Raw genomic sequence first — 23,786 nt, forward strand, 5'->3', positions numbered from 1 at the left:
GCGTTACCCCCACGCGTTGATCTCGTCCTCGACACTGAGGACAAGGGGCTGCTGTTCGCGCGCGGGCGCGGCGAACAGGTAGCCCCAGCACATCAGTTCATGCGCCGTCATGGTCTGTCGGACCGCTCCCGCCGTCATATGCAGATGGGCGGCCACCGCAAAGACGAGGCGCGTCACGGGAGCGGTCATGCTTTTTCCACGTCCACCTGAGACAGGCCATTGACGCGCATCGCCGCGGTGAGCAGCTTGATACGGTCGCGGAACGCACGGGCGGGCATGTGCGCCAGTCCCTCGGCAGTGAAGCGCTCGCCATTGGGACCGCTTGCGGATTCGCACAGCAGCTGGCGCGCCATCTCACGATCGTCAGACAGGCCCGCTTCGCGCATGTGCGACGCGATGCGCTCGATACCGTCCGCACCGATATCGCTGATCGTGACTGCGCCAAAGCATTCGGTCTCGACGGTCTCGCTCGCCAGCGTGAGATCGAACGCGCGCACGGGCTGGGAAAGGTCGGTCATGGTCGCCTCACGAGACGGTCACGGCATTGGCCGCGACGGGCGCGAGCACGCTGCTGTTGACGGTCGGCGTAACGTGCGCCGTGTAGCTTCCGGCCGCTGCATAGTCGTGGGTCTTCGTCAGGCTGCCCGTCACCGTGTCGATTGCCGTCGTGTCGCCCCAGTCGATCTGGAACTGGCTCGCCGTGCCGTTCGTCTCAGCCATCGTCGCCGTCACGCTGAGCGGCGCGACACCCGATGCTGGCGCGACATCGACTGTCAGCGCATAGACAGGGGGCGTCGTGCTGCCGGGCTGCGTGAGGATCGGGGAGCCCGTGATCTTGAGCGTGGCCGAACCGTGGACAGCCTGATCGACACCGCCTGTCTCGTTGATCGACTGCACGATCACGGGCAGCGTGCGCACCGCGCCGTTCTTGTAGATCAGTTCGAACATGCGTTCCTCGCCATCGTCGTACGCGTCATGCAGCGCGAGATAGTCGGGATCGGTGGGATCGATGAAGAAGTCGAACGTGAGCGTGCCGGGGTCTCGAAAGCCGACAAGCGAAGTCTTTTCGCTGTCGCAGAGCGTGGTCGTGTCGATCGTGGTCGCGGGGTTCTGGTTGATCTGGTAGGACTGCGCGCACACGTCCGCGAAGGCGTTGAGCGTATAGCTCGCGGCGGCGTTCCACGTGGCCGTCTCCTTGGACGTGTCGCTGTTCGCGAGCGACGCGGTCTTGGCAGTCTTGTCAAGGTTCTGGATCACCCACTCCTGATCGTCGATGCTCGGCCACCCTGAGCCCGTGATGTAGAGTGGTTCACCGTTCGCCATCTTCGTGACGTTATCGAACGTCACCACGCATGGCGTCGATACGCTGCCCGCCATGAGCAGACCCGTCGCAATCGGCGCGGCGTCCGGGTTCTCAAGAAACATCTTCGTGCCTTGTGCGCTGATTGCCTTTTTCATGGCGTTACTCCTTGTGGATCGAACCACGTGATGATGTTGACGGTGACGCGATGGAGCTTCGTGTCCTGTTCGTAGAGGTCGCCGCCGTTCTCGACGTTGGGCGGGTCGCTGCTTGCGCGCAGCGCATCGAGCGCGGCGTCCATGTTCGCGGCCGCTTCCTTGTGGGTGCGCGCATAGCTGTCGATCTGATAGCGCACGTGGTCGCCTTCCATGTAGCCGCACAGGCTGTTCTCCGGTCCCCACCAGATGCGCTGATAGATCAGGTACGGCTCGGCGAAGCCCTGCGGCGCGAGCATTAAAAAAGCCCTGCTGGGCAGGGCTTGATTGAGGATGATCAGGAGTTCGGCATCAGTCATACGCCCCCCCCGGAACGAACTTCACGCCGTTGGCCTTGCACCATCGCGCGATCTGCTGCTGGAGCGAGGCATTGAGCGCACGGCCCGCATCGCTCTGGCGGGCATAACCGGCGGGGCCAAGGAACGGACGCGCGGGCATCTTCGATGTGCCTTTCTCAAGGAAGCGTCCATAGAACGGATCGCGGCCGTACGGCTTCTTCACCCCGTGGATCACGTCGTTGGTCTTGTTGCCGCGTGGCTTCTTCGTCTTCACATTAACGCGTGCGGCCAGTCCCGTATTGCGCTGTTTCGCGATGACCACGCCCGCTTCGAGCGTGCCCGTATAGCGCGGACTCGATCCGAACAGCGAGCGTATGTTCTGCTTCGCCTGATCGAGTACTGGCTTGCCCGCCGCGCGCAGCGCCGAGTTGAGCATCTTGCGCTGGATGTTCTCAGGCAGCGTCGAGAGGAAACGGTCAAGCTCTGCCAGCCCCTCGACGTGCTGTTCGACATAGACCCTCATGGCTGGCCTCCCGTTGTCACGACACCCGACTGGCACATGATCTGAGCCTCCTTGTGAAGACCCATCACGGGCAGAATCGCGGCGATGTCGTACGTCACTTCATCGCAACGGATACGCATCGCGGGATCGAGGTCGCTGCGCCAGCGCACGCGCACGCGCGTGGTGATGCCGGCGCGAAACTCGGATGCACTCAGATACTCACGGCCCGACAGCGGTTCGAGCGAGCCCCATACCGTGAACGCCTTGACCCACTGGTCGACAATGACCTCGCCCGTTTCGTCGAGCAGTCTCACCGGCTTCTCGAACGTGAGCCGGTACCGCAGTCGTCCCGCCTGCATGATCAGAGTCCGAAGGTGATGCGGAACGGGTCCATCAACCGGACCGCGCGCGGGTTGTCGTTGATCGCCTGACTGGTCTGCTGCGCCTCGCGGTTCTCGTACGCGTCGCCCACGTATTCGAGGATCGCCAGCAGCAGATTGGGCGGCGTCGCGTTTTCCGCGTAGCCCGCGACGTACTGCACGCGGTAGTACGGTGCTGACGGTAGCGGGCCGTTGCGCGCGACGATGACCGAGCGCATCCCGACCTTTGCGACCGCGATCCCGTACTCGTCGAGATCGAGTGGCGTCTGTACGCCGTTGGCATCCACGGTCGCGAGCGCGGTCACGCTCGCAACGGGCTGCACGGGAACCGCGATCACGTTCTGCGTGACATCGCACTGGCAGACCAGCACATCGACATCGCACGAGAGCAGCGTCAGCCCCGTGTACTGCTCGACGGTCTGACGCGCGGCTGGAATGTAGATCGACTCGAACAGTGCATCGTCATCATCCACGTCCACACGACAATGCGCCTTGGCCATATCCACCGTGACGGGTTCTTCACTGTCGCCGGTCGCGGCGATGACGATGCTGTCCATCACGCCTCCTTACGCGCTCGCGCTGGACTTGCTGGACTTCGTGCCGCCGGGCGCAACCGTCGCGACAAGCGAGCCCGTAGCGAACGCGGCCTGTGCGAACACCGACAGGCCCAGCCGTTCCTCGACGAGGATCGTGACCATGTTGCGGCGGAAGTTATCGACGTCCTCGCGGCTGACCTCGATGTTGATCGCCTGACGGTCCCACACCATCGCCTGACGCGCATCGCCGACAAGGAACTGACCCTGCGCCATCGCATATGTCGCATCGATGTTGATGTTCCACAGGCGCGGCGTGACGGGCGCGAGCGGCGAGCCGAACAGATATTCGCCCTGGGCGTTTTTCATCAGCTGGATCGAAGCCCAGTCGAGCGGGTTCATCACCGCGAAAGTCGGGTTATAGAATGCGGCCTGAACCTGCGCCATCGCGAGCCGGATATTGTCGACACCGTTCAGCGCCGGATCGGTCGGTGCGAAGGGCGCGGCCTGCGTGATCAGACCGGCGATGTGGCCGGTCGCGCCGTCGCCCGTCAGCAGTTCCTTGTCTTCCTTCATGCGCAGCCCGTAGGTCATGCGCATGTTGATGTAGCTCTGTAGCTGCGCGACATCATCGAGAACCTGACGTGAGGCCAGCAGCCAGTGAGCGAGAGTGACGATAGGAGCCTGCGCCATCTCGAAAGACAGATCGCTCTGCGCCTTGAGTTGCCCCTCGGTCTGGTAGTCCGCGTTAAGCTGTGCGGCCTTCTCGCGCGGGTACTCGATCAAGTTGCTGGTCGTGGTACCGCCGGGCAGCAGGTCGCGAATCCACACATCGTTCATGCCCGGCGGGATGATCGTGGTGCGGCGGTCGGACGGGACCGGATACTGGTTCGGGTCAACCGATTCGAAGATCGGCGCGACGGCCTTAAGCTGTTCGCCTTCGAGACTGATGCGCGCACGGCCCGCGTTGCCGCCGCCCTGCATCGCCTTGAACGCATCGGACTTCACGAAGTATTCGCCGACCGTCTGCGCGCCCGTTTCACGTTGTCCCTTCTCGGACAGACCCGCCAGTTTCTGGCCGAGGTCGATCATGTTGATGTCGGTCTTCGAGAGCTTGTCGTCGAGGGTCTTCAGTTCGGTACGGACTTCTTCGAGGCTCTTGGTCTGTGCATCCCTGATCTGGCCGAACGTTTCCTCAAGCGCCTTTTTGATTTCAGTCATGTCCATGACAGCGACTCCTTTAGAGATTGAATTTGAAGTCTCGGAGAAAGGTTGCAAGTGCAACGTCATCCGGGTCTGTCTTCACTACCGTGGCGCTGTCGTCGCTCAAGCCTGCATCACGCAGGACCATATCGCGCACCCGTGCGATATAGACTTTGGCTTCGATGCGGCTCCATCCGTTTGCGTCACGCAACCAGGCTTCGGCATCTGCAAGCGACTTCATTTCATCGGGATCGAGGTCCGATTTGAGCGAACCGAGATTGGCCCGCGCCGACTTGTTCGCCGGACTGATCACCATCGAGATTTCCAGCAGATCGACACGCGAGAGCGTGCGGACCTTGCCGTCCATGTCTGCGCCGCCGGGCTGCACGCGATAGCCGATCGATACGCCATCGAGCGCACCGGCCTTCATGTGCTGGTAGACATCGGTGGACATCGACGCGCCGGGCGTCAGCCGCCCGTTGAACTTCAGGCCGATCTCGTCCTCCTTGAGGTTCGCGGCCTTGCCGATCAGGTTGTCTATCCAGTGGTTAAACAGCATCGGCACGGCGTCCTTCTTCGCGATCGATTCCTCGAACGCGCCGGGGAGCATGATGTCGCCATAGCTGTCGATGTTGTTGAACACGGACGCGTAGCCCTCGAAGCTGCCCTTGGCGGTGCTGTCAAACTTGAACTCGACCATAGAGAGGACAGAGCCGTGGTCGGTGTCTCCAGCGAATTTGCGTGACATGTCTTACTCCTTGATCGGCTGCGTGGGGACGTCCTGCGATTGCTGTTGCTGCTGTGTGTTCTGGTCCGCCACTTTCGGCAGGTCTTCGATGGGCGTGAGGTTCAGTTGCACGGTGAGATCGTCGGCACCGTCGCGGCGGTCGAGGTTTTCCTTGACGCGGCATTCGTTGCGGGACATCAGGCCGTTCTGGACCATCGTCGAGTAGAAGGACGCGCGCGATGCGCTGTCACTGCGCAGCAGGCTTTCGAGATTGAATTCGACGTAGTAGCGCTGCTGTTCGCTGGGCCTGAGCAGCCACCGGTTCATCGACGATTCGAGACGCGTCACATACGGCTGGAGCGTGTACTTCGAATAGCCGAGGTCCATCTGTTCGATCCCGCTGCCCCATGTCGTATTGCGCTCGTACTGGTTCACGAGGAACGAAGGGACGCGGAAGATCCGGCAGATGTCATCGACCCCGAACTTCAGCTGCTCAAGCATCTGCGCATCGGCGGGCGAGATCGTCAGTTGCTGGTACTGCATACCGGCTTCGAGCACAAACAGACGCGAGCCCGCATCGCCGCCCGCTTCGAGGTCTGCGAAGTTGTTGCGCACGGCTTCGCGCTGCTCGGGCTTGAGCACGTGGTCTATCATCAGCACGCCGGCGGGCTTGCCGCCCTTAGCGTTGAACCGCAATGCGTTGTTCTGCAGCGCGAGAGCGTTAGCAATCGAGCGTCGCGCATAGCCGAGCGGCGACAGCCCCTTGAGCCCGTTACCCATCAGCCGCGAGTGGAACATCTGCGGTGGCTGGTAGGTGATCTGTTCGCCGCCCGTCGAGTACTTGTAGAAGTACGTGTTATCGGTGTTCTCGATCAGCGTCGTCTGCTGCGACGCGCGCGGCATCAGACTGATCACGTCGCCAGACCCGTCGCGGATGATGCGCGCATAACAGTTGCCGTCGATTGCGAGGTTCATGCCGAACGATTCCAGCAGTTCAACGGGCGTATTGCGATCGTTTGGCGCGGTGTTCAGCACGTAGTTCAGCGGGTGGGACTGGACAAGGTTGCGTCCCGTGGGCGTACGTTCGTACACGTTAATCGACAGCGTGCCGATCGTCTCGGTGATCAGGCGCACGCACGCCCACACCGTCGAGATCTGCATCGCCTGGGTTTCACTGCCCGCGTAATAGTCGCCCGTGGGCGTGTTGATCTGCTGGCCCGGCTCATCGACATTGCCACCGCCGAACCAGCCACCACCGAGCCACGTCAGCGCCTGATTGAATGCGCGCGGCAGCCATCCGGCAGGGTCGCGTACGGATAGCTCCATCTCCCGCTGCGGAGTGTTGTAGCGGATATCAGCCATATCGGGACCTTCAGATCAGGACGCCATTAACGGCGCATTGAGAAAGTCGTCGAGGTCTTCTTCCTCGTCGATGCGGAACGCGTAGCCGACCGCCATCGCGAGCGCGACGATCCCGTCAATGCGCCCCGTGGAACGGGACTTCGTGAAGATCCGGTTGTTCTTCGCATCGGCCTGTAGCACCGCGTTGCCGCTGTTCCAGCGAAGACACGGATTCAGACGCACGCGCAGCTTGCCGTCGATGACCAGCTTCTCCAGCATTTCAATCGAGCGCGGCATCCACAGGTTCGACTCGCTTGCGCGCGCGTAGCCCTGCGGGTGAGCGACGAGCGGCACATCGCAGTTGCCTTCGTCCATGTCCCCGATGAAGTCCTTGATCCGGTACGTGTCGTAGGCGATGCCCTGCATGTCGAACGACATCGAACGTGAGACGATCGCCTCGACGATGAACGCGTAATCCACTGACTTACCGGGCGTGGCGGTCACGAATCCCTTGTTGATCCACGCCTCATATGGCGCGTTGTCCCGCTTGATGCGGTCTGCGAGTCCGTCGCGCGGGATGAAGAAGTCAATGAACGCATCGACCGAGTCATCCTCCTGACGCACGACGTACGCGAGCGCGGACAGATCGCGCACGCCCGACAGATCGAGCCCGCCGTACACGGTGCGGCCCGCGAATACCTCGTCGGGCAGGTCTTCGACCTCGCACGCGCGCCACAGGTCGCCGTCGATCCACGGGTTCTCCGCATCGACCCACTGGCAGAAGTTCAGGCGCCGCACCGTCGATTCCTGCGACGGCATCCCGCGCGCCTGATGGATCTGTTCGCGCAGGTAGGTCTTCTGGATGGTCTTGCCGAGCGACGGATTGACCTTGATCCAGCACGACTCGTCCTCGAACGGTTCTTCGTCCTCGTCGAGTGCGCAGATGTACGCAAAGTAGGCGTCATCCTCGATCGCGCGTGAAACGATGTTCGTGCCGTACTGGTGCTGTTCCCAGCAGATCGATGTGCGGTCAAAGCCGCTGTTGGTGATCATGAACAGCAGCGGCTGGCTACGGCCTTTCTTCCCGGCCCGCATAATGTTGATGACGGTCGGATCGCGGTGCTCGTGGATCTCGTCGATCAGCGCACAGTGCGGGCGCGGTCCGCTCTGGCCGCTGCTGTCGCTCGCAATCGGCCGGAACCAACCGCCCTTGGCGTAATAGGCGAGGTTGTAGCAGCGCTCGCCGCGTCCCGACTTCACCAGCCGGTTCGATAGCTCGGGCGAGAGGTCGACCATCGCGACAGCATCGCGGAACAGGATCATCGCCTGATCGCGGCGCGTGGCGGCCGCATAGATCTCCGGCCGCATCTCGCCATCAGCGGTGAGCATGTACAGACCGACACCGGCCGCGAGCGGTGACTTGCCGCAACCCTTGCCCGCCTCGACGTACGCCTCACGGAAACGGCGCGAGCCGTCGCGACGCTTCCAGCCGAACAGCGAACCGACGATGAACTTCTGCCACGGCAGCAGCACGAACGGCTTGCCTTCGAAGTCACCACCGTTCAGACACAGCACGTCCGCGAAGTAGCTGATCGCGCGCATCGCCGCCGGAAGATCCCACGACAGGCCCCGGCCGGGACCGAACTTCAGGTCGTCGAGATGGCGCGCACACGCGGCGCGCACATGCGGACCCGCGATGATGATGCCCGCAATGACATCGGACGCGTACCGGGTGACGGGATCAGAAGTAGCTTTCTTTGCGGGTGGCCGGTTTGCCTTCATCGGGAAGTGCCGCCAGTCGTGCGCGTGCGGCCGGGCTCATGCCGAACTCGGAGGCGAACTTGATCGCCATGTGCATCGCGCGGTTAGCGACACCAATCAGCGGGTTCTGGATTGCGTTCCCGTTGCTGGTCTTGATCATGAGCGCAGAAGTCAGGGCGTCCTTTTTCTTCATGCGCTGGATGGCTTCCTCGGCCTGACGCCAGCGTGAGACACACTGGCAGTAGGCCGCGAGCGTGGTGCCGTCGATGGTCGTGAGCAGACCGATCGCTTCAAGCTCGGGCGTGATGCGCGCCCATTCCTCGAGTGCGTACGCGTCGAGATGCGCGGGCGGCTGCGGGACGCCGCGCCGCGGCTTCGGTTCGTTCTTCGGGAGAGGACGCTTTTCCCTGTTTCCCTCAATGATCCGCAGGGCGGTAGGCTTACGCGGTTGCGGCATGGTGTTCACTTGCTGTTTCGAGAAGACCCCGCACGTGCAGCGCAATCGCGCGCATGAACAGCGGCGGGACGCAGTTGCCGATCGCCGCCCAGCGTTCCTGAAAATTGCCGCGCAGCACGAACGGATCGGGAAACGAGCCGATGCGCTTCGCTTCCGCGATGGTGATGCGCCGGTGCTCGGTCGGATGGCACGCTTCGCACGCACCGCCAGCGCCACCGTTGCGCAGGATCGTCGGGCTCGGCCGGGCGGGATCGAGCCGGTACAGACCGTAAAGCTGCTTGTTCGGGTGGTACTCGTCGCCGTACTCGCCGGGCTTCATGCGCCACAGCAGCCGCCACACGAGACGCGTCTGTGCGAACGCGGCCGCCTCGATCTCGTCGGGCGTATTGGCGACACCGTGCCACGCTTCGGCGACGCACGGCGGCCAGCACTGCGGTTCAGGATGGGACGGCAGCACGCCGCACGCGGCGAGATCGTTCCTGATGCCGATGAAGATCATGCGCGGGCGCATCTGCGGCACGCCGTAATAGCCGGCCGTCAGCACGCGCGCGCAGACCGTGTAGCCGCAGCCCTTTAGCTCGTTGAGGATGTCGGCGAAGATCAGCCGCATCTTGCCGACCACCATCCCGCGCACGTTCTCCATCACGAACGCCTTCGGCGCGAACGTACGCAGCAGGCGCACGTACTCGATGAATAGCTGGTTGCGGCCGTCCTGAAACTTGCGCGCGCCTGCGAGCGAAAAGCCCTGGCACGGCGGCGAACCGTCGAAGACATCAAGCTCGCCCGGTTCGAGCCGCGCCATGCGCAGCGCGTCCGCGTCGGACAGATCCGCGATATCGCCCAGATGCAGCGGGACGTGCGGGAAGTTCGCGACGAACGACGCGGCCTGTTTCTCGTTCCATTCGACGGCGAGCCTTTCGTCGAAGCCCGCCATCGAATAGCCGAGCGATGACCCGCCGCAGCCCGCGAACGTCGAGACAACCGTCGGCGCGTCCGGCGCGCGCGGAGCCAGATGCGACTCCCACGCAACGGCGAGCCGGTCGTGATAGGCCATGATCGTTACCTCGGGAATTCATGCCCGCACGCAGGGCACTTGATGAACTTGACGCCATCGGCCGCGTGCTCGTCATACTCGACACCGAGCGCGGGGAGGTCGGTGACGACCATCGCGTCGATCTCGCCCGCAGTGAAGCCGGTAAGCGTGAGGTCGAACGCATCGCGCAGTTCCGCGAGTTCCGCGCCCAGCATCTCGCGATCCCATGTCGCCGTCTCAGCGAGACGGTTATCCGCAATCACGTACGCGCGGATCTTCGGCTCGCTCCAGCCGCGCGCGACCATCACGGGCGCTTCATCGAGTCCGAGCCGCAGACCGGCGAGCACGCGACCGTGACCGGCGATGATCATGCCGTCCTCGCTGACCAGGACCGGCTGCGTCCATCCCCATTCGCGCATGCTCGCCGCGATCTGGTTGATCTGCGCGTCCGAATGCAGCCGCGCATTGCGCGCGTACGGAACGAGCGACACAAGCGGACGGCGTTCGATACTCAGCGCGGGCCACGGGGCGGGTGTGGACGATTCTGGTGCGTCCGGCGAGCCGTTTGCGCCCGCAACGTTCTCCGGTTCGGCGCGTGGCGCGCGAGCCGGTCGTGTCTTGCCGGTCATCTGACCCCCTAAGTCGTGAAAAGCGGTCAATGGAAAAAACCAGATCGCGGGGTGCTGGCGGAAAACGCTTCCGAGTTTTTTCCCGCCCTTGCCGACCGCCGCCTGGATAGAATTGCGCAGCCTCCGTTTCGCTATAAAATAGAAACAGCACAATGTGACCTATTCGCCATGATCAACAGCCCGGCTGGCCCAGTTGCGATTCCTGCAATCATCGTTAGCGGTTCACCGATCGAAGTGGATCGATATCTAGTCGTCACTCTTTGGACGGGCGAGGAACCAAGACCTTCCGTTCGCACCGTGACCGAGTGGGTAAACATCCTTCATGAACGCGGCGATGACTTCGCGTCTCATGCGTCTGCCTGTCACTACTGGCTGTTCGAACAAATGGCGAACAAGGCGGGCAAACCATTGACCCGTCCTTATCCTCCGACGTAATCGGGCATCCGAGCGTCATCCCGTGTTCAGCACGACGTTCATCGTGCCGTTGTAGTAGCTCTTGCCAAGCGTGCCTGTCATGCTGCCCGTCGCACCCGCCGGTGCGTTCGTACGCACAGCAGAGAACGCGGCCTGTGCCTCCCCCTTGCCGGGCTGGTTGTACAGATCCGTGATCTGGCCTGCGAGCGTGTAGCTGGCGGGCGGGGTCCAGGCGTTCGCGACGTTGGGCGAATAGCTCGAACCCGTCACCGCGACCAGCAGCTGCGCACCCGCGCGCGGGCGCGTGACAGTGGCGAACGTGGTCGTGGCGCTGTTCGCTTTCGCGTTGGTCGGCGTGACACCACTGAACGGATCGGACGTGACCACGCCTGTCATGTTCAGGATGCACAGGCTGAACGTATTGACGCCTGTTCCACCGAACGAATAGGACGCGGGCTCCGATGCTGTTGCGACCTTGTACAGCGCACCGATGAATCCGTAATTGTTGTTCCCCGAATACTGGTACGTGCGATGCGTGGTCCAGCCGCTGCACGCAAGCGTCGGCGTGATCGTCAGTTCATCCGCGACGTAGAACGCATACAGGAAGTTGCCCGCGCTGATATTCGTGGGCGCTGGCACGTTCGCGTATGCGTTGCCCTGATTCACGACAGGAGCGGTCCCGTAAGCGCTCGATGTCGAGACGATGGCGAACCCGGCGGCCGCCGCACGCCGTCGCCAGATTGACGGGATCACGTGAGATCTCCCATCACGAGCCATACGTTCGCCGCGATCTGCCAGAGCGTGGCGGCCGAATACTGCGCGCGCAGCGCTAGCGTGCTCGACATGCGCAGCGTGACGCCTGAGCCTGCGACGAGCGTGGTCTGACCCACGCCAAGCTGCGCGATGGTGACGAGCGCGCCGACTGCGAACGCGACCGCGCTGTTCGGCGGCACCGTGACCGTATTCGCGGCCGCATTGGTCATCGTGACGCCACCTTCGTACTTGGGTGCGGGCGCATCGGTGAGCACGAGCGTATAGGCCGTGACAGTCTGCGCATTAACCGGCAGCGGGACCGCGCCCGCGCCTGTATCGCCTTTCGGACCTTGCGCACCTGTTGCGCCAGCCGCACCCTGCGGACCGGGATCGCCCTGAATGCCTCGCGGTCCTGCATCACCTGTGTCGCCTTTCGGTCCCGCTGGTCCGGCCGGTCCCATAGGGCCGTCCGCGCCAGTGTCCCCTTTGACACCCTGCGCCCCGGTATCACCTTGCGGACCTGCTGGACCAGCATCGCCTGTAGCCCCGGCGGGGCCTTGCGGACCCTGCGGACCTTCTGGTCCCGGATCGCCCTGTACACCCTGTGATCCGGCGGGACCAGCGGGGCCCTGTTCGCCTTGCTCGCCAGCCGGTCCCGGAGGACCGGGCGGGCCAGCCGTACTGCCGAGGTCGGTTACGTCGACAACGATGCGCAAGCCTTCGACGACCACGACATCGATCTGGTCGGGCGTGCTCATGGCCGCATCGCCTCAAGCTGTGTCACGCGTGCCGATAGCTGCTGCACGGCGCGCAACGCATCGAACAGCAGCGCGTCGCGGTCATACGCCAGAGGCGAAGGGGTATAGGGTTGCGGTTCCGGGTCGCCGTAGTACGGTTCGGGCGTATCAGGCGTCGGCGGTTTATACGCCCAACGCGGCGTGATGGTCTGTAGCTGCTGCGCAATGATGCCCATGTCGACATGCCGCCCGGCAATGTCGTAACTGCAAAAGTCTATCTGTTCAATGAGGGTAAGCGAGTCGGGCGTAACTTCCTCGACGTTGGCTTTAAGCGCGGAGTCCGAGGCGTTGCTGTGCAGATACGCTATAAATGTGCCGTCGACATAGAAGTTGAGGTTGCCTGCGCCGCCATCCCAACCGATTTTGTACGTGTTGCCCGTGGTGCGCGTCATGCAGATATTGTTAATGCCTGCACTTAACCAGCCGCCTACCCATTGCGAGCCGTTAACGTCGCCATTGGTTTGCAGGAAAGCACTCGACGCGTAGACGTTACCGCGTGCGGTTACGTGCCCGTCATCCCAGATCGTAAAGTTAACGGCGCTGTTGGCCGAATTGACAACTTCAATATTGCCGTTGGCCCCGTTGGATCGAAGGAACGGCGCGTAGCCGTTCGCGTTTAGCATGAGCCTGCCGCTATAGCTGCCGGACTGTGCGCTTAACCAGAGGTCGGTTCCGTTGTTGATATTGACCGTGTTGCGAAACGAGACAGAGCCAGAGTCGTTAATAGCCATATTCCACGCGTTGAGCGTGGCGTTTGCAAACCCTATCGACGTACCATCGTAGAGCATGCTGGGGCCAGCCCCGCCTTTCTGAAAATAGATACGGGGCAGGTTTGAACCCTGCGCATTGAGCAATAGAGACGCGTCACCCGACGCCGGCGCAATCCGCAATTGCCCCGTCATCGTGTCGCCGGACTTCTGCACGAAGGTCGAAGTATCGGCGGCTGGACCAACCGGGCCTTGCGGACCTTGCGCACCCGTGTCGCCTTTCGGACCCTGCTCGCCGGTCGCGCCGGTGTCGCCCTTGACACCCTGCGGGCCAGTCTGCCCGACCGGACCAGCGGGTCCCTGTGAACCCGTTGCACCCTGCGGACCCTGCGCGCCTGTGTCTCCCTCCGGACCCTGATCGCCAGCCGGACCCGTGTCGCCTTCGGGACCCATCGGACCCACGGGACCGGGATCGCCTTTCGCTCCTTGCGGACCCGTGAGACCCATCGCACCGGCCGGACCCTGCGAGCCCGTCGCACCGGCCGGACCTTGCGGACCTGCATCGCCTTTCGGACCCTGATCGCCCTTGAGACCCTGTGCGCCTTGCGGACCGGCCACGCCGGGATCGCCCCTGGGTCCGGCCGGCCCCGTCGCACCCTGCGGACCCGTTGTGCCAGCAGGACCGGCGACACCCTGCGGACCCGCGTCGCCTTGCGGGCCTGCAGGACCTCTCGCGCCGGCGGGGCCGGTCGCGCCATCCTTGCCATCGTTGCCAGCAATGCCCTGGACACCTTGCGGACCGGCCGGACCCTGCGGACCTATCGGGCCGGGCGGCCCTGAACGGTTGGACTGCTCGATGATCTCGATCAGGATGGCATTCGCCGCTTCCACGTCAGTGATGTCGACTTCCTCGGGCTCGATATCGACGGTAACGGCGACCGTCATGCGTTCGGCGTCGATCGCCACGACATCGATGATCTCGACGGTCGGCGTGCTCATGCTGACGCCTTCACGCTGACGAGAGTGGGCGCGGAGTCGGTCACGTCGATCGTGACCGTGACATCACCCGCGAGCAGTGTCGTGATATCCGTGTTCGGCCATTCCAGTTGCAGATCCCACGCACATTTTGTCGCGGTTAGCTTCGCGCACTCGTCGGCGCTCAGCGTGCCGAGGATCACGTTCGGCAGCGTGATCGCACAGTCGATCGTCGCGAGCAGCTTGCCCGCCGGCTTGTCGCGGATCTGCGAGCGCGCGATTACGTCCGTCAGGTCCACGGGCTGCGTTTTGTCCGTGTCGGACCACAGCGTGAACTGCCAGCGGTACGTGTCGCCCCGATAGATGTCGAGCGGATAGTTACCGGGTTTCATGGTGCAGACCTCGATTCCAGGGGTGTTTCGGGTCAACCGGATTGCCGTCCTCGTCACAGCCGGGCATCAGGCCGCGCTTCTCGGCGGTCTGCTTGACGCTGTCGTGATGGAGCTTGCAGAGGGACTGGAGATTGGACGGATCGAAGAACAGCCGCGTATCGCCGCGGTGCGGGTGCCTGTGATCGACGATGGTCGCGCGCGTGTCGAAGCCGAGCGCGAGGCACATCACGCAGCAGGGGTGCGCGTGAAGATGGGAGGCACGCAACTTCCGCCAGCGCACCGTCTCGTAGAGGTGTGCCCAGCGTCCCATCACGGTCTCCAGAATGACGAAAGCCCGCGACGGAACAGGGTCCGTGCGGGCTTCCGGTACTGCTTGCTTCTCTCGCTTGCGTAGTTCGCCAAGTATTAGGAGCGAAATTTATGCCCTTTTTGTCCCAAACACAAGCGGTCAGGCCGGCTCCATCACCGTGTATCGCACGACTCCCTGCTCGACAAACATGTCTTCGAGATGGTGTAGCGCCGACAGTTCGACCTCGTCGCACTCGTCATCGAGCCATCGCGCGGCGCGACCGAGCGACGACTTGCTGACGCGCGTACGGCCCTCGATATCGCGCAGGCTGAATCCGCCCTGATATTCGCGCGGCAGGTAGCGCCGCCACACGAGATCCGTGATCGCCTCGCGATGAGTGACGGGCGAGCCGGACGCCAGCAGATGATCCGCCACGCCATAGACCCCGGCGCACTTGTCGATGTCTCGTGCGAAGCGGGCCATCAGCACGTACGACTCATGCTCGGGCAACCGGCGGCGTACGGCTTCCGTGATCATGACCGCCTGCGCGTGGACCTCGCTCTGGCTCAGGCCACCGAAGTCGACCAGTCTCGACGGGCGGCCGATCAGCCGTTCGAGCCAGTCCATCTGCTGGCGGTTCATCATCTCCGCCGACTCCATGATCGTACGCAGCACGTTACGCATCGACGTGGCCGGGACCGACCGCGTCGCGCGTATCGCATAGCTGACGTGAAGCGCGACGATCGTGTCCGCGAAGATGGCGAGCATGGCTAGCTCTCGCTCGCGCGCTGCGCTTCGAACTGCTCGATCCATGCGAGCGCTGCGGCATGCGCGCGTCGCCATGCCTTGGTCGGATGCGTGTCGGTATCGACGCCCGCGCGATACGCGCGGCCGATGCGCGTGCGCAGCTGCGCGGGCAGCTTGTACCAGTGCGCTTTGCATCCCCACTGCGCGAGCGGAATCAGCCGGCCGCAGCCGGGCCACAGGCATTCGTGCTGCACGATGCCTCCTTGGTTTCGGGGTGGCGCAATGCCGGGTTCTCGCGCGGGATCGCGATCAGCGCGGCACGCGCGATACGCGCGATGTCGTTCATCGTCAGCGCGCTCGGACTGGTCTCGGCCATCGCGACGATGGTGCGCAGCGCTTCGCGCATGCGGTCGTTGTCATGCGCCAGATGCTGGCGCATCGCGAGCGATTCGGTTGTTTTCCGGTTCATGGCTTTTTCAGGCGATAACTTCGAACGGATCAAAGTCGGGTTCAAGGGCAAGCGCAAGCTGTTGCTCCTGCAACGATTCGATCACGACCTCGGCGCGCGGATTCACGCGGTCGATACCGTGAAAGACAAACTTCTGCCGGACCTGCCGGTCATTGCGATACACGCCGTGATATACGAGTTCGCGCCGCTCGATGCCCTTGACCGTCACGGTGCGAAAACGGTCCTGCATGACATCGAGGATCACGCTCTCGTCAAGATCAGGCCGCTCGGTCGCATAGAAGATTTTCAGGATCACGCGCACGGGTCCCGTCATGCGCACGCGTGCCGATGGCGGGATCTGTTTCAGCGCGTCGCGCTCGAAGTTGCGCGCCTTGTCGCTCTTGATCGACATCGGACGGGTCTTGAGCGTGCCATCGGTCTTGCTGCGAACCTTGCGCGCGACGATCTCACGCGAGTTCGCTTTTGATGCGGGCTCGCCCCTGAGCGTGAACGCGACGCGCATGATCAGCGATCCGTTGAGGGTTCGACAGCCGCCCACATCACGAGCGGACGATTGATGTCGTGGCAGTGGCCGGGATCGCTGATGCGATGATCGTGCGCGGGGTCGAGCAGTACCGGCGCCAGACGCAGCGCCATGCTGACCAGTTCCTCGCTGGTCAGCGCGCATGCGTAGAAGCCGATGTTGGCCGGGATCGCGGGCAATGCCGCGATCTCGCACAGGTACGAGAACAGACCGACCTTGCGCAGTTGCCGCTTGTGGCCCATCGATGCGAACACGCTGCATGCATCGGCCGGTACGTCCTTCGCGATCAGCGCGAGCATGTGGCGAAAGATCTGCCCGTGCGTGTCATGCGAGAAGTGCGACGGCCTGAGCGTCGCGATGTGACGAAGCGAACCGTTGTCCTGCATGAGCGCCGATAGCACGAGCCTTTCGGCACGTGTGCGGAGATCGTTTTCGAAGTTCATGGCCGTTACTCCTGTTCGGGTGATGTCGTTGCATCTGCAACCAAGCTTTCTTCGTCATCGCATCCGGGTTCGCGCTCGCGGTGAATCGCGCCGTGGGTGGCATCCCAGCTTTTGATCGCGTCGAGCGCGACCTGTAGCCGGCTTCCCGGTAGCACGTGACCGCGGGCCGCTTCGTCGAAAATGCGGCGCGCCCATGCGATACCCGGCTCGCGCATGCCGATGCGCTTCGCGATCTCGGCCAACTGCGCGCGCGCTTCATGCGATGGCGTGCAGCCGACCTCGTCGGTCAGCAGACGGTTCGGCATGTGCATCGCAGGCTGCGGCTGGCAAAGCTCAAGGAAACGCGGCAGCGTCGGCGGGCTTTTTTCGTGGAACAGCGCGGCTACGCCCCGTTTCAGCCCTTCGTCGGTGATGCCCGCGAGACCTTCTCGCCACGTCGCCTTGACCTCGGCGATTTCGCAATCGCGCCACATGTCGTGGAAGCGCGAACCGTAGATCGACTCCATGCGCGCGAACAGACGTTCAAGCCAATGCTCAGGAATGGCGCGGGTCATGGCCGATCTCCGTTGCGGTTACGTCGATGACATCGCCCGCATCGACCTCGCGCGCTCTGCGCGCACGACCCGTTAGCTCGTCACCTGCGCGCTTGCGATCTTTCGCGCGTTCGTCGAACCCGCTCGACGCGTGACCGTACGCGCGGCCGTGCCCGTTCGAGCGTTGCGGCTCGCGCTGCCAGCGTTCGAGGATCGTGCACACGTAAGCCACGGGGATCGATTCGTCGGGATGCACGCGATGCGCTTCCTCGCAAGCGTCGTTGACAGCTTCGGGCGTTACGCCTTGTTCGGCCAGGGCGATGATCCGTGGATTCGACGGCTGCGCACCGCTGATGTGCGCCTTGCGCATCGCAAGCGTGATCGTCGCGGGACCGCTCGGTGTGGGTGGAGCGGGCGGCTGCTTCGCGCGCGCACGCGAGGCAGTACCACTCACCTGAGCAGTACCCTTGGTTTTAAGGTTTACTTCCTTTCCCTTCCTTTCCCTTCCCTTCCGCTTTGCCCGCGTGGGGCACGCGCGGGGCACGCGTGAATCACGCGTCGCAGATCGTTGCTGGATAAGGGGTTCCGGCGGGGCAGGTAGTTCAGATGCGGTCTCGCGGTTGTTGATGACCTGATGCTTGCAAAACGTCGGAATCCAGCCGTATTTTTCACCCGTATCTGACGCGTACTCGACAACGAAACCACGCGTGACTAACGCGTCAAGCACGCGTGAAAAATCAAGGTCATCCCACGGGAGAATATGCAGCTTCAGTTCGCGTTCGTCCCACTTGAAACGACCTTCACGGTCGCAGCAGGTGAACAGGCCGATATACGCGAGGCGAAGCGGCAGTCCGGTCTCGTGCTCCGCGTCGAACAGCGTACTGTGCTGGAAAAGCGCGGGCTTGACCGTGCGGATACGTGGCATGACCGTTCCCCGATCAGGCCGCTTCCGTTTCTCGATCACGCTCGCGTTCTTCGACCCTCGCGAAGATCCATGCGTCGATCTCCGATTCGAGCCACGCGACCCGATTGCAACCGAGCGAGACCGGGCGCGGGAACGTTCCATCGCTGATCCTGCGATAGACCGTGGTCGAACTCATGCCGGTGCGCCTGACGACTTCCGGCATGCGTAGCAGACGTTCTTTGCACTCCATTTGAGCCCCCGCGCTATCGATTGAATCGATTTACCGAGGGGAACCGTAGGCTTTAAATCGGTTATTCGCAATGCATCGATTTTTCGCAAAACGTTTTAAAAACCGTTTCCAAGTGCGTTAATGCAGCGATTTTAAAGTCGCAGTTAGTCGCCTGAAGTTTCACCTCGTCGCACAGAGTCGCACCCGCTCCGATTGCTGCAACTGCACTCAGGATTTCCCTACTCGGGAAAATCCTGATCAAATTTTGCGCCTGTAATCTTGCTGACGCATTGCAATAAATCAGACCTGAGACTTGCGTCGGATTTGCCTTGATTGGCTACGAAAACGCTACTAACTATTGAAATATTTCCGCCTTGTTCTATGCGACTTGGACGCATTCTCAGGTAAAACATACAGCATAAAGATGCGCTCCCACTACCATCTTTTGGACGCGGAATCCCGTCATGCTGCAATGCGCTATTACTCAATACGCATATCCGGCCCCGTTAAAAAGCGTTTGAAACGCATCAAAGTCGCAACTAGGATCGTCATTCATCGCCGCAGTTAAAGCGAGTCAAAAATTAAACGAGAGCGAGGGAATGATGCGCGACTCCGTTTTAATACCCGCATTCGGTATTTTCGTCCGACTGGCGATGTTTTATCGCTTCGACCGACGGACGCCCATGAGCCATCGTCACGTCCTGCGAACCATCCTCAAACCCTTGAGCCGTCAATGGCTCGCGCACCGCTACCGCTACGCGGAGCCGCGAGTGGCGATCTTGCGCCTGTACCACATGCGTTAAATGTGTAACGGGCTGTTACGACTGCTTGACGCGAAGACGACCGGCGTTCAACAGGCCGTCACCATCAGGAGCGATGCATGAACACGCAGCGAGACGCGTGGCTTGAGCTTCGTCGTAAAGGCATCGGCGGCAGTGATGCGGCGGCGGCGCTCGGCCAGTCGCGCCACAAAACGAGCTTCCAGCTTTATCAAGAAAAAACCGATGACACGTTCGATATTGTCGTGTCGTCCGAGCACGCGGAACGCATGCGCTTCGGCCAGCGCATGGAAGCGGTCATTGCCGACGAGTACGCCGAACGCTATGGCGTGAAGCTGCGCCGCCACAACCGGATCGCGCATCACCCGAGGTACGGCTTCATGCTCGCGAACTATGACCGAACGATCGACGGCCGGCGCGAAGGACTGGAAGCGAAAAACGTTGATGCGCTGTCGTATCGCTTCGGCGAATGGGGCGAGCCGGGAAGCGACATGATCCCGCCGGAATACATGCTGCAATGCGCCCACTACCTGTCCGTATCGGGCTATGACGTGTGGCATCTGGCGGCATGTATCGGCGGCAACCGCCTCGAGGTGTACCACGTCGAGCGCGACGCAGAGATGATCGAACTGATCGAGGAAGGCGAAGCCACGTTCTGGAAGCACATCGAACGCAAGGAAGCGCCGTCGCTCGATTACCAGCACGCGAGCGCGATCCCGCTGCTCAAGCGCATGTACAGCGGCACCAACGGCGCGACGATCAAGCTGCCTGCCGAAGCGGTCGCGCTGCACTTCTCGAAGCTGGACTTCGACGAGCAGGAAAAGCTCATGCACGCGGGGTCCGAAGCGGCGCGCGCGCGGTTGCTGCACATGATGGGCAATGCGTCGATCGGTTTGTTGCCGAACGGCGGCTCGTATCGCCGCAAGATCGTCGAGCGCAAGGGCTATGAGGTCGAGCCGGTCGAATACGTCGACTTCCGTTATTCGAAGAAGGGAGGACACGGCGATGAATGACGTGGTCGCACCCAACCCGTTCGGCAATGAACCGGCGGCAGCCGTTCCCGTCGCGGCGGGCGCGCTGATCGCGGCTGAACAGTCGAAGGCCATCGCCGAAGTTCAGGCCGCGCTGTATTTCGCGCGGACGCAGCCGCGTGATCCGCGCCGCGCGATGGATCGCATGCTGCAGGAATGCATGCGCCCTGGACTCGCGGAAGAAGCCACATACCAGTACTCGCGCGGTGGCAACGACATCAGCGGCCCGTCGATCCGTCTGGCCGAAATGCTGGCGAAGCGCTGGGGCAACATGGAAGCGGGCGTCAAGGAACTGTCGCGTCGCGACGGCGTGTCCGAATGTCTCGCCTATGCATGGGACTACGAGACCAACTATCGCGACGTACGCACCTTCACGGTACGCCACTGGCGCGATACCAAACAGGGCGGCTATGCGCTGAAGGACGAGCGCGATATCTACGAGATGATCGCGAACTACGGCGCGCGCCGCAAACGGGCGTGCATCCTCGCGCTGATCGACGGCGACGTGATCGAGGCGGCGGTGCGCCAGTGTGAAGCGACGCTTGCAACCAAGGTCGAAATCAATGACGAACTGATCACGCAGATGATCGAGCGCTTCGAGACGTTCGGTGTCACCAAGGAAATGATCGAGAAGCGCATCCAGCGCCATATGTCGGCGCTGACGCCCGCGCTCGCGGTCTCGCTCAAGCGAATCTACAACTCGTTGCGCGACGGCATGAGCGCGCCTGCCGAGTGGTTCGAGATGCCCGACGATCCGGCCGCCAACGTCGCGCAGCCCTCGGGCGGCACGCGCGCCGAAGCCGTGAAGTCGCGCATGAAGGCGAAGAAGGAAGCGAAGCTGAAAGCCGCGGCCGCGAAACAGGACGAGGCAAAACCGCAGTACACGTATGCCGATGTCGCGGACCGCCTGAAGAACGCGAAGTCCAGAGACGATCTCGATATCGCCGCCGACCTGATCAAGTCCGTGATCGGTGATGAAGCGCTGCGCACCGAACTCGGCGAACTGTATTCGACGCTCGCAGCCGACTTCGACAATGGAGACGCATCGTGACGCTCTACGCTACCCGTGAAGGGATCGAGACCGCTTTCGCATCCGCGTTCGATGAAGGCTCGGACGAGATGATCGACGATCTCCTCTACCAGTACTTTTCGAAACTGACCTGCGCGTCCTTCGAGGTGCCGGGCGTCAGCCAGTGTATCGACTCGTGGGCGCTGCTCGATTCGGTGCTGCGCATGATCGAGCCTACCGATGTCTTCGGCACGGGCGGCACGGCGATCCGATCGGACTCGGCGATTGGGGAACTGATCCACGGCCTGATCGGTCTCGGCGAATGCCTGGCTGAAACGCGCATGGCGAATCTGTTCGGTGTGTCGCGCGCGGTGATGGGCGTGGTCGCTGGCAGCATCCCCTCCGGTCTCGAACCGGCGGATACGTTCGAGGAACGCGCGCTGCGCTTTGCGCGGCTGCTCGCGCACGAAGCCCGTGAAGACGAGGTGCGGGTATGAAATCCATCGAACAGCGCTGGCATGATTTCTCCACGTTCGCGATCCCGCACGATGCACCGCCGGTCCAGTTCCACGAGATGCGCAAGGCGTTCTATGCCGGGTTCAAGTCGATGCTCGATGTCGATTGCGAACTCGCGGAACTGACCGACGAGGATGCGATCGTGCTGCTCGATAGCTACTACCACGAAGCGCACGGCTTTCTCAACGGCGGGCTCATTATCTCCATCGTGAGGGAGCGCTGATCATGCTGGACTTCATCAGACATCCGGTGCGCATCCTGCATCTGAACGTGCGAACTGAAGTGCATGGCGACGAAGAACGGACCGCCGTCGATATCAAGCTCGGGTTCGATCTACCGAACCGCGCGCTGGACAAGCTAAGTCCGTCGCTGCGCGCCTCGCTCTACGAGGTACTCGACGATCCCAACCTTCCGGTACTCGGGCCGGACGGCCAGCACCTGACGCACGTGAAAAACCCGCAGTTGGGTACGCTCAAATGGGCGGGCGAATACGCGCCTGTGGGTCTGCATTTCCATACGGGCAACGGCCGCAGCGCGAAGGGTGATCTGCTCTTTCCCGAAGCTACGTTCGGCAAGCTGGCGATTACCGCGAAGGAAGGCGGGACGTGTGCATGCGTGGCGCGTGCGCAGATCCTGCCGAACCCCGACGAAACCGCCAAGCTGGTCGGCCTGCTCAAGCACGAGATCCCGGCCACGCTCGATTCAGCGGGCGCGGTCGATACCGAAGTCGAAGGCGCGGACGATGAATGACCGGCCACGCATTCCGCGACAGCCGCTTGCGCCGAGCGCCAAGATCTTCGCAGCGATGTTTGTCGCGCTGTTCATCGCGCTCTTTGCGCTGCTGATGACGGGCGCGGTCGCGGGCATCGTGCGGATGGTGCGCTGGATCATGTCGACGCAATGCGGCGGCTAAACCACGAGGGCTAAACCACGAGGGCAAAACCACGAGGGCAAAACCATGAATACCGATGAAGGACTGACAGACGATGACGGCAACGTCGAAACGCGGATCTCGGTACTGGACCCGCGGGCGCTGGGCTTGTTGTTGGAGACGGTGCGCAAGATCGGCATGAACGTCGGGCTGCGTGTCGCCTATGCCGAAGTCATGAAGTACGCGCGCGAACGGATCGCGAGCAGCGATGAAGAACTGGCGCGGGCCGGCGAAGACACCAGCCAGGCATTTATCACGATGGGCGAGATCAGCGCGTGGCGCAAGCTAGCTGCGCTTTACGAGGACGCCCCCGCGCACTACACGGAACGCGCGGACAGTCACGCGGCGGGGCTGACGCGCGCGCTGATCAGGATCGGTCTGCTGCGGGCGCAGGACGCACCGGACGCACAGGCAGACCTGCAAAGGGAGTAGCGATGTCATCGAAGAACATCAAGCGGCGGGAAAAGTTCTCGCCGCCCGATATCGGCACGTTGCCCGCCGAAGCGATGGCGGTCGATGAATGGGTACCGGACTATGGGCGTCAGTGTGTCGCGTGCGGCCAGTCGCCGGTCGTGACGGGTGTACGAGAGGGCAAGATCGTTTATACGGGCTCGCTGTGTGGGGCCTGTACGTGGGGGGATGACGCATGCTCGGACCCGTCGAGGTGGTGATCGTGCTCGCGCACGAGCGCGCCGTGCGGTCCTGTTGCAGGGTCTGCGGCGAGCCGTTCAGCGATGCAAACGTGTACAGCGAAGCGGGCTGGATCGAGACACGGATCAGCGGTCTGTGCGAGGTCTGTTTCGATGCGCTCGCGGATCTTATTGCGAGGGAAGATGATGAACCCGAGTCCGGTGGCGAGTGAAGAACCGGCAGGACAGACCGAGTCGTATCTGTCGATTGAAGAATTCTGCGAGCGATACAGCGTGGCGAGGTCGCACTACTTCAGGATGCGCGACCGCGGCGAAGGACCGACCGAGGTACGCGTC

Annotated in this window: 37 protein-coding genes; 10 read left to right on the plus strand and 27 right to left on the minus strand. The window is 62.6% G+C overall.

The window, feature by feature from the left end; genetic code table 11:
* Positions 1-3 precede the first annotated feature (3 nt).
* Genes BPHY_RS17175 through BPHY_RS17240 form a run of 14 tightly spaced genes read right to left on the minus strand, consistent with a single transcriptional unit; the run spans position 4 to position 10,359 of the window.
* Positions 4-189 (minus strand): hypothetical protein, encoded by a 186-nt coding sequence (locus tag BPHY_RS17175; RefSeq protein ID WP_041764308.1) that lies wholly within the window; start codon positions 187-189, stop codon positions 4-6.
* Entirely contained in the window at positions 186-518 is a 333-nt protein-coding gene (locus tag BPHY_RS17180) for a hypothetical protein (protein ID WP_012402715.1), read from the minus strand. The genes BPHY_RS17175 and BPHY_RS17180 overlap by 4 nt, the downstream gene beginning before the upstream one ends.
* Before the next feature lie 7 nt (positions 519-525).
* The gene (locus BPHY_RS17185) at positions 526-1,458 is read right to left on the minus strand and encodes a phage tail tube protein (RefSeq protein WP_012402716.1); all 933 of its coding nucleotides are present in this window, start codon (positions 1,456-1,458) and stop codon (positions 526-528) included.
* Positions 1,455-1,814, minus strand: coding sequence for a DUF3168 domain-containing protein (locus BPHY_RS17190; RefSeq protein ID WP_012402717.1), 360 nt, complete (start codon positions 1,812-1,814; stop codon positions 1,455-1,457). The genes BPHY_RS17185 and BPHY_RS17190 overlap by 4 nt, the downstream gene beginning before the upstream one ends.
* A complete protein-coding gene (locus tag BPHY_RS38685) occupies positions 1,807-2,316 on the minus strand; it encodes an HK97-gp10 family putative phage morphogenesis protein (protein WP_012402718.1) in 510 nt (169 codons plus the stop codon). Before BPHY_RS38685 ends, BPHY_RS17190 begins: the two co-directional genes overlap by 8 nt.
* Positions 2,313-2,654 carry a phage head closure protein gene (locus BPHY_RS17200; RefSeq protein ID WP_012402719.1) on the minus strand — a complete coding sequence of 114 codons (342 nt, stop codon included), beginning with the start codon at positions 2,652-2,654 and terminating at the stop codon, positions 2,313-2,315. Before BPHY_RS17200 ends, BPHY_RS38685 begins: the two co-directional genes overlap by 4 nt.
* Before the next feature lie 2 nt (positions 2,655-2,656).
* Positions 2,657-3,232: a head-tail connector protein gene (locus BPHY_RS38690; protein ID WP_012402720.1), complete on the minus strand. Its 576-nt coding sequence runs from the start codon at positions 3,230-3,232 to the stop codon at positions 2,657-2,659.
* Positions 3,233-3,241: 9 nt separating this feature from the next.
* Positions 3,242-4,435 carry a phage major capsid protein gene (locus BPHY_RS38695; protein WP_012402721.1) on the minus strand — a complete coding sequence of 398 codons (1,194 nt, stop codon included), beginning with the start codon at positions 4,433-4,435 and terminating at the stop codon, positions 3,242-3,244.
* A 13-nt stretch (positions 4,436-4,448) separates the two neighbouring features.
* Positions 4,449-5,159, minus strand: coding sequence for an HK97 family phage prohead protease (locus BPHY_RS17215; RefSeq protein WP_012402722.1), 711 nt, complete (start codon positions 5,157-5,159; stop codon positions 4,449-4,451).
* A 3-nt stretch (positions 5,160-5,162) separates the two neighbouring features.
* Positions 5,163-6,500 (minus strand): phage portal protein, encoded by a 1,338-nt coding sequence (locus BPHY_RS17220; RefSeq protein WP_012402723.1) that lies wholly within the window; start codon positions 6,498-6,500, stop codon positions 5,163-5,165.
* A 15-nt stretch (positions 6,501-6,515) separates the two neighbouring features.
* Positions 6,516-8,261, minus strand: a complete 1,746-nt coding sequence (locus tag BPHY_RS17225; protein ID WP_012402724.1) for a terminase large subunit — start codon at positions 8,259-8,261, stop codon at positions 6,516-6,518.
* Complete coding sequence (locus tag BPHY_RS17230) at positions 8,221-8,697, minus strand: phage terminase small subunit P27 family (RefSeq protein WP_012402725.1); 477 nt, start codon at positions 8,695-8,697, stop codon at positions 8,221-8,223. Before BPHY_RS17230 ends, BPHY_RS17225 begins: the two co-directional genes overlap by 41 nt.
* A complete protein-coding gene (locus BPHY_RS17235; RefSeq protein WP_012402726.1) occupies positions 8,681-9,751 on the minus strand; it encodes a DNA cytosine methyltransferase in 1,071 nt (356 codons plus the stop codon). The genes BPHY_RS17230 and BPHY_RS17235 overlap by 17 nt, the downstream gene beginning before the upstream one ends.
* 5 nt (positions 9,752-9,756) lie before the next feature.
* Complete coding sequence (locus BPHY_RS17240; protein WP_012402727.1) at positions 9,757-10,359, minus strand: ParB/Srx family N-terminal domain-containing protein; 603 nt, start codon at positions 10,357-10,359, stop codon at positions 9,757-9,759.
* A 15-nt stretch (positions 10,360-10,374) separates the two neighbouring features.
* Between BPHY_RS17240 and BPHY_RS41765 the strand changes: the two genes are divergently transcribed.
* Entirely contained in the window at positions 10,375-10,794 is a 420-nt protein-coding gene (locus BPHY_RS41765) for a hypothetical protein (RefSeq protein WP_157686613.1), read from the plus strand.
* A 15-nt stretch (positions 10,795-10,809) separates the two neighbouring features.
* On the opposite strand, the gene BPHY_RS17245 is transcribed toward BPHY_RS41765, so the two are convergent.
* From BPHY_RS17245 to BPHY_RS17300, 13 genes are all read right to left on the minus strand, one after another.
* Complete coding sequence (locus BPHY_RS17245) at positions 10,810-11,526, minus strand: hypothetical protein (RefSeq protein ID WP_012402728.1); 717 nt, start codon at positions 11,524-11,526, stop codon at positions 10,810-10,812.
* On the minus strand, positions 11,523-12,284 hold the full coding sequence (locus BPHY_RS42905; RefSeq protein ID WP_012402729.1) for a collagen-like domain-containing protein: 762 nt from the start codon (positions 12,282-12,284) through the stop codon (positions 11,523-11,525). Before BPHY_RS42905 ends, BPHY_RS17245 begins: the two co-directional genes overlap by 4 nt.
* Positions 12,281-14,029 (minus strand): collagen-like triple helix repeat-containing protein, encoded by a 1,749-nt coding sequence (locus BPHY_RS43845; protein ID WP_012402730.1) that lies wholly within the window; start codon positions 14,027-14,029, stop codon positions 12,281-12,283. Before BPHY_RS43845 ends, BPHY_RS42905 begins: the two co-directional genes overlap by 4 nt.
* Positions 14,026-14,397 (minus strand): hypothetical protein, encoded by a 372-nt coding sequence (locus BPHY_RS17260; RefSeq protein ID WP_012402731.1) that lies wholly within the window; start codon positions 14,395-14,397, stop codon positions 14,026-14,028. The genes BPHY_RS43845 and BPHY_RS17260 overlap by 4 nt, the downstream gene beginning before the upstream one ends.
* Entirely contained in the window at positions 14,384-14,707 is a 324-nt protein-coding gene (locus BPHY_RS17265; RefSeq protein WP_012402732.1) for an HNH endonuclease signature motif containing protein, read from the minus strand. The genes BPHY_RS17260 and BPHY_RS17265 overlap by 14 nt, the downstream gene beginning before the upstream one ends.
* A 138-nt stretch (positions 14,708-14,845) precedes the next feature.
* Positions 14,846-15,454, minus strand: coding sequence for a hypothetical protein (locus BPHY_RS17270; protein WP_012402733.1), 609 nt, complete (start codon positions 15,452-15,454; stop codon positions 14,846-14,848).
* A 2-nt stretch (positions 15,455-15,456) separates the two neighbouring features.
* A complete protein-coding gene (locus BPHY_RS17275; protein WP_012402734.1) occupies positions 15,457-15,687 on the minus strand; it encodes a hypothetical protein in 231 nt (76 codons plus the stop codon).
* Positions 15,648-15,902, minus strand: coding sequence for a hypothetical protein (locus BPHY_RS38710; RefSeq protein WP_012402735.1), 255 nt, complete (start codon positions 15,900-15,902; stop codon positions 15,648-15,650). The genes BPHY_RS17275 and BPHY_RS38710 overlap by 40 nt, the downstream gene beginning before the upstream one ends.
* A 7-nt stretch (positions 15,903-15,909) precedes the next feature.
* Positions 15,910-16,404: a RusA family crossover junction endodeoxyribonuclease gene (locus tag BPHY_RS17280; protein ID WP_012402736.1), complete on the minus strand. Its 495-nt coding sequence runs from the start codon at positions 16,402-16,404 to the stop codon at positions 15,910-15,912.
* A gap of 2 nt (positions 16,405-16,406) precedes the next feature.
* Positions 16,407-16,868: a DnaB-like helicase N-terminal domain-containing protein gene (locus BPHY_RS17285; RefSeq protein ID WP_012402737.1), complete on the minus strand. Its 462-nt coding sequence runs from the start codon at positions 16,866-16,868 to the stop codon at positions 16,407-16,409.
* Between the two features lie 5 nt (positions 16,869-16,873).
* Positions 16,874-17,422, minus strand: coding sequence for a hypothetical protein (locus BPHY_RS38715; protein WP_012402738.1), 549 nt, complete (start codon positions 17,420-17,422; stop codon positions 16,874-16,876).
* Positions 17,403-17,855 carry a hypothetical protein gene (locus BPHY_RS41770; RefSeq protein ID WP_157686615.1) on the minus strand — a complete coding sequence of 151 codons (453 nt, stop codon included), beginning with the start codon at positions 17,853-17,855 and terminating at the stop codon, positions 17,403-17,405. Before BPHY_RS41770 ends, BPHY_RS38715 begins: the two co-directional genes overlap by 20 nt.
* 484 nt (positions 17,856-18,339) lie before the next feature.
* A complete protein-coding gene (locus BPHY_RS17300) occupies positions 18,340-18,555 on the minus strand; it encodes a helix-turn-helix transcriptional regulator (protein WP_012402740.1) in 216 nt (71 codons plus the stop codon).
* Between the two features lie 859 nt (positions 18,556-19,414).
* On the opposite strand from BPHY_RS17300, the gene BPHY_RS17310 reads away from it, so the two are divergent.
* From BPHY_RS17310 to BPHY_RS17340, 9 genes are read left to right on the plus strand one after another with little or no spacing between them, the layout of a single operon-like run.
* The gene (locus tag BPHY_RS17310) at positions 19,415-20,326 is read left to right on the plus strand and encodes a YqaJ viral recombinase family nuclease (protein ID WP_012402741.1); all 912 of its coding nucleotides are present in this window, start codon (positions 19,415-19,417) and stop codon (positions 20,324-20,326) included.
* Complete coding sequence (locus BPHY_RS17315) at positions 20,319-21,395, plus strand: hypothetical protein (RefSeq protein ID WP_012402742.1); 1,077 nt, start codon at positions 20,319-20,321, stop codon at positions 21,393-21,395. The genes BPHY_RS17310 and BPHY_RS17315 overlap by 8 nt, the downstream gene beginning before the upstream one ends.
* The gene (locus BPHY_RS17320; RefSeq protein ID WP_012402743.1) at positions 21,392-21,850 is read left to right on the plus strand and encodes a hypothetical protein; all 459 of its coding nucleotides are present in this window, start codon (positions 21,392-21,394) and stop codon (positions 21,848-21,850) included. The genes BPHY_RS17315 and BPHY_RS17320 overlap by 4 nt, the downstream gene beginning before the upstream one ends.
* On the plus strand, positions 21,847-22,092 hold the full coding sequence (locus BPHY_RS17325; RefSeq protein WP_012402744.1) for a hypothetical protein: 246 nt from the start codon (positions 21,847-21,849) through the stop codon (positions 22,090-22,092). The genes BPHY_RS17320 and BPHY_RS17325 overlap by 4 nt, the downstream gene beginning before the upstream one ends.
* 2 nt (positions 22,093-22,094) lie before the next feature.
* Entirely contained in the window at positions 22,095-22,619 is a 525-nt protein-coding gene (locus tag BPHY_RS17330; protein ID WP_012402745.1) for a hypothetical protein, read from the plus strand.
* The gene (locus tag BPHY_RS41775) at positions 22,612-22,782 is read left to right on the plus strand and encodes a hypothetical protein (RefSeq protein ID WP_012402746.1); all 171 of its coding nucleotides are present in this window, start codon (positions 22,612-22,614) and stop codon (positions 22,780-22,782) included. Before BPHY_RS17330 ends, BPHY_RS41775 begins: the two co-directional genes overlap by 8 nt.
* A gap of 45 nt (positions 22,783-22,827) precedes the next feature.
* A complete protein-coding gene (locus tag BPHY_RS17335; RefSeq protein WP_012402747.1) occupies positions 22,828-23,232 on the plus strand; it encodes a hypothetical protein in 405 nt (134 codons plus the stop codon).
* Positions 23,233-23,234: 2 nt separating this feature from the next.
* A complete protein-coding gene (locus BPHY_RS41780) occupies positions 23,235-23,471 on the plus strand; it encodes a hypothetical protein (protein WP_157686617.1) in 237 nt (78 codons plus the stop codon).
* Positions 23,447-23,662 (plus strand): hypothetical protein, encoded by a 216-nt coding sequence (locus tag BPHY_RS17340; RefSeq protein ID WP_041764319.1) that lies wholly within the window; start codon positions 23,447-23,449, stop codon positions 23,660-23,662. Before BPHY_RS41780 ends, BPHY_RS17340 begins: the two co-directional genes overlap by 25 nt.
* Positions 23,663-23,786: the final 124 nt, after the last annotated feature.

The organism is Paraburkholderia phymatum STM815 (assembly GCF_000020045.1).
In the GTDB taxonomy this organism is placed as follows: domain Bacteria; phylum Pseudomonadota; class Gammaproteobacteria; order Burkholderiales; family Burkholderiaceae; genus Paraburkholderia; species Paraburkholderia phymatum.

What these genes read in the sequence shown, in the direction of transcription:
- BPHY_RS17310 (WP_012402741.1), top strand. Translation starts at nt 19,415, where the DNA reads ATGAACACGCAGCGAGACGCGTGGCTTGAGCTTCGTCGTAAAGGCATC.
- BPHY_RS41780 (WP_157686617.1), top strand. Translation starts at nt 23,235, where the DNA reads ATGTCATCGAAGAACATCAAGCGGCGGGAAAAGTTCTCGCCGCCCGAT.
- BPHY_RS17240 (WP_012402727.1), bottom strand. Translation starts at nt 10,359, where the DNA reads ATGACCGGCAAGACACGACCGGCTCGCGCGCCACGCGCCGAACCGGAG.
- BPHY_RS17180 (WP_012402715.1), bottom strand. Translation starts at nt 518, where the DNA reads ATGACCGACCTTTCCCAGCCCGTGCGCGCGTTCGATCTCACGCTGGCG.
- BPHY_RS38695 (WP_012402721.1), bottom strand. Translation starts at nt 4,435, where the DNA reads ATGGACATGACTGAAATCAAAAAGGCGCTTGAGGAAACGTTCGGCCAG.
- BPHY_RS38715 (WP_012402738.1), bottom strand. Translation starts at nt 17,422, where the DNA reads ATGACCCGCGCCATTCCTGAGCATTGGCTTGAACGTCTGTTCGCGCGC.
- BPHY_RS17220 (WP_012402723.1), bottom strand. Translation starts at nt 6,500, where the DNA reads ATGGCTGATATCCGCTACAACACTCCGCAGCGGGAGATGGAGCTATCC.
- BPHY_RS38685 (WP_012402718.1), bottom strand. Translation starts at nt 2,316, where the DNA reads ATGAGGGTCTATGTCGAACAGCACGTCGAGGGGCTGGCAGAGCTTGAC.
- BPHY_RS42905 (WP_012402729.1), bottom strand. Translation starts at nt 12,284, where the DNA reads ATGAGCACGCCCGACCAGATCGATGTCGTGGTCGTCGAAGGCTTGCGC.
- BPHY_RS17215 (WP_012402722.1), bottom strand. Translation starts at nt 5,159, where the DNA reads ATGTCACGCAAATTCGCTGGAGACACCGACCACGGCTCTGTCCTCTCT.
- BPHY_RS43845 (WP_012402730.1), bottom strand. Translation starts at nt 14,029, where the DNA reads ATGAGCACGCCGACCGTCGAGATCATCGATGTCGTGGCGATCGACGCC.
- BPHY_RS17325 (WP_012402744.1), top strand. Translation starts at nt 21,847, where the DNA reads ATGAAATCCATCGAACAGCGCTGGCATGATTTCTCCACGTTCGCGATC.
- BPHY_RS41775 (WP_012402746.1), top strand. Translation starts at nt 22,612, where the DNA reads ATGAATGACCGGCCACGCATTCCGCGACAGCCGCTTGCGCCGAGCGCC.
- BPHY_RS17185 (WP_012402716.1), bottom strand. Translation starts at nt 1,458, where the DNA reads ATGAAAAAGGCAATCAGCGCACAAGGCACGAAGATGTTTCTTGAGAAC.
- BPHY_RS17285 (WP_012402737.1), bottom strand. Translation starts at nt 16,868, where the DNA reads ATGAACTTCGAAAACGATCTCCGCACACGTGCCGAAAGGCTCGTGCTA.
- BPHY_RS17330 (WP_012402745.1), top strand. Translation starts at nt 22,095, where the DNA reads ATGCTGGACTTCATCAGACATCCGGTGCGCATCCTGCATCTGAACGTG.
- BPHY_RS17225 (WP_012402724.1), bottom strand. Translation starts at nt 8,261, where the DNA reads ATGAAGGCAAACCGGCCACCCGCAAAGAAAGCTACTTCTGATCCCGTC.
- BPHY_RS17335 (WP_012402747.1), top strand. Translation starts at nt 22,828, where the DNA reads ATGAATACCGATGAAGGACTGACAGACGATGACGGCAACGTCGAAACG.
- BPHY_RS17175 (WP_041764308.1), bottom strand. Translation starts at nt 189, where the DNA reads ATGACCGCTCCCGTGACGCGCCTCGTCTTTGCGGTGGCCGCCCATCTG.
- BPHY_RS17235 (WP_012402726.1), bottom strand. Translation starts at nt 9,751, where the DNA reads ATGGCCTATCACGACCGGCTCGCCGTTGCGTGGGAGTCGCATCTGGCT.
- BPHY_RS38710 (WP_012402735.1), bottom strand. Translation starts at nt 15,902, where the DNA reads ATGAACCGGAAAACAACCGAATCGCTCGCGATGCGCCAGCATCTGGCG.
- BPHY_RS17270 (WP_012402733.1), bottom strand. Translation starts at nt 15,454, where the DNA reads ATGCTCGCCATCTTCGCGGACACGATCGTCGCGCTTCACGTCAGCTAT.
- BPHY_RS17230 (WP_012402725.1), bottom strand. Translation starts at nt 8,697, where the DNA reads ATGCCGCAACCGCGTAAGCCTACCGCCCTGCGGATCATTGAGGGAAAC.
- BPHY_RS17190 (WP_012402717.1), bottom strand. Translation starts at nt 1,814, where the DNA reads ATGACTGATGCCGAACTCCTGATCATCCTCAATCAAGCCCTGCCCAGC.
- BPHY_RS38690 (WP_012402720.1), bottom strand. Translation starts at nt 3,232, where the DNA reads ATGGACAGCATCGTCATCGCCGCGACCGGCGACAGTGAAGAACCCGTC.
- BPHY_RS17300 (WP_012402740.1), bottom strand. Translation starts at nt 18,555, where the DNA reads ATGGAGTGCAAAGAACGTCTGCTACGCATGCCGGAAGTCGTCAGGCGC.
- BPHY_RS17315 (WP_012402742.1), top strand. Translation starts at nt 20,319, where the DNA reads ATGAATGACGTGGTCGCACCCAACCCGTTCGGCAATGAACCGGCGGCA.
- BPHY_RS17260 (WP_012402731.1), bottom strand. Translation starts at nt 14,397, where the DNA reads ATGAAACCCGGTAACTATCCGCTCGACATCTATCGGGGCGACACGTAC.
- BPHY_RS17200 (WP_012402719.1), bottom strand. Translation starts at nt 2,654, where the DNA reads ATGCAGGCGGGACGACTGCGGTACCGGCTCACGTTCGAGAAGCCGGTG.
- BPHY_RS17340 (WP_041764319.1), top strand. Translation starts at nt 23,447, where the DNA reads ATGCTCGGACCCGTCGAGGTGGTGATCGTGCTCGCGCACGAGCGCGCC.
- BPHY_RS17265 (WP_012402732.1), bottom strand. Translation starts at nt 14,707, where the DNA reads ATGGGACGCTGGGCACACCTCTACGAGACGGTGCGCTGGCGGAAGTTG.
- BPHY_RS17280 (WP_012402736.1), bottom strand. Translation starts at nt 16,404, where the DNA reads ATGCGCGTCGCGTTCACGCTCAGGGGCGAGCCCGCATCAAAAGCGAAC.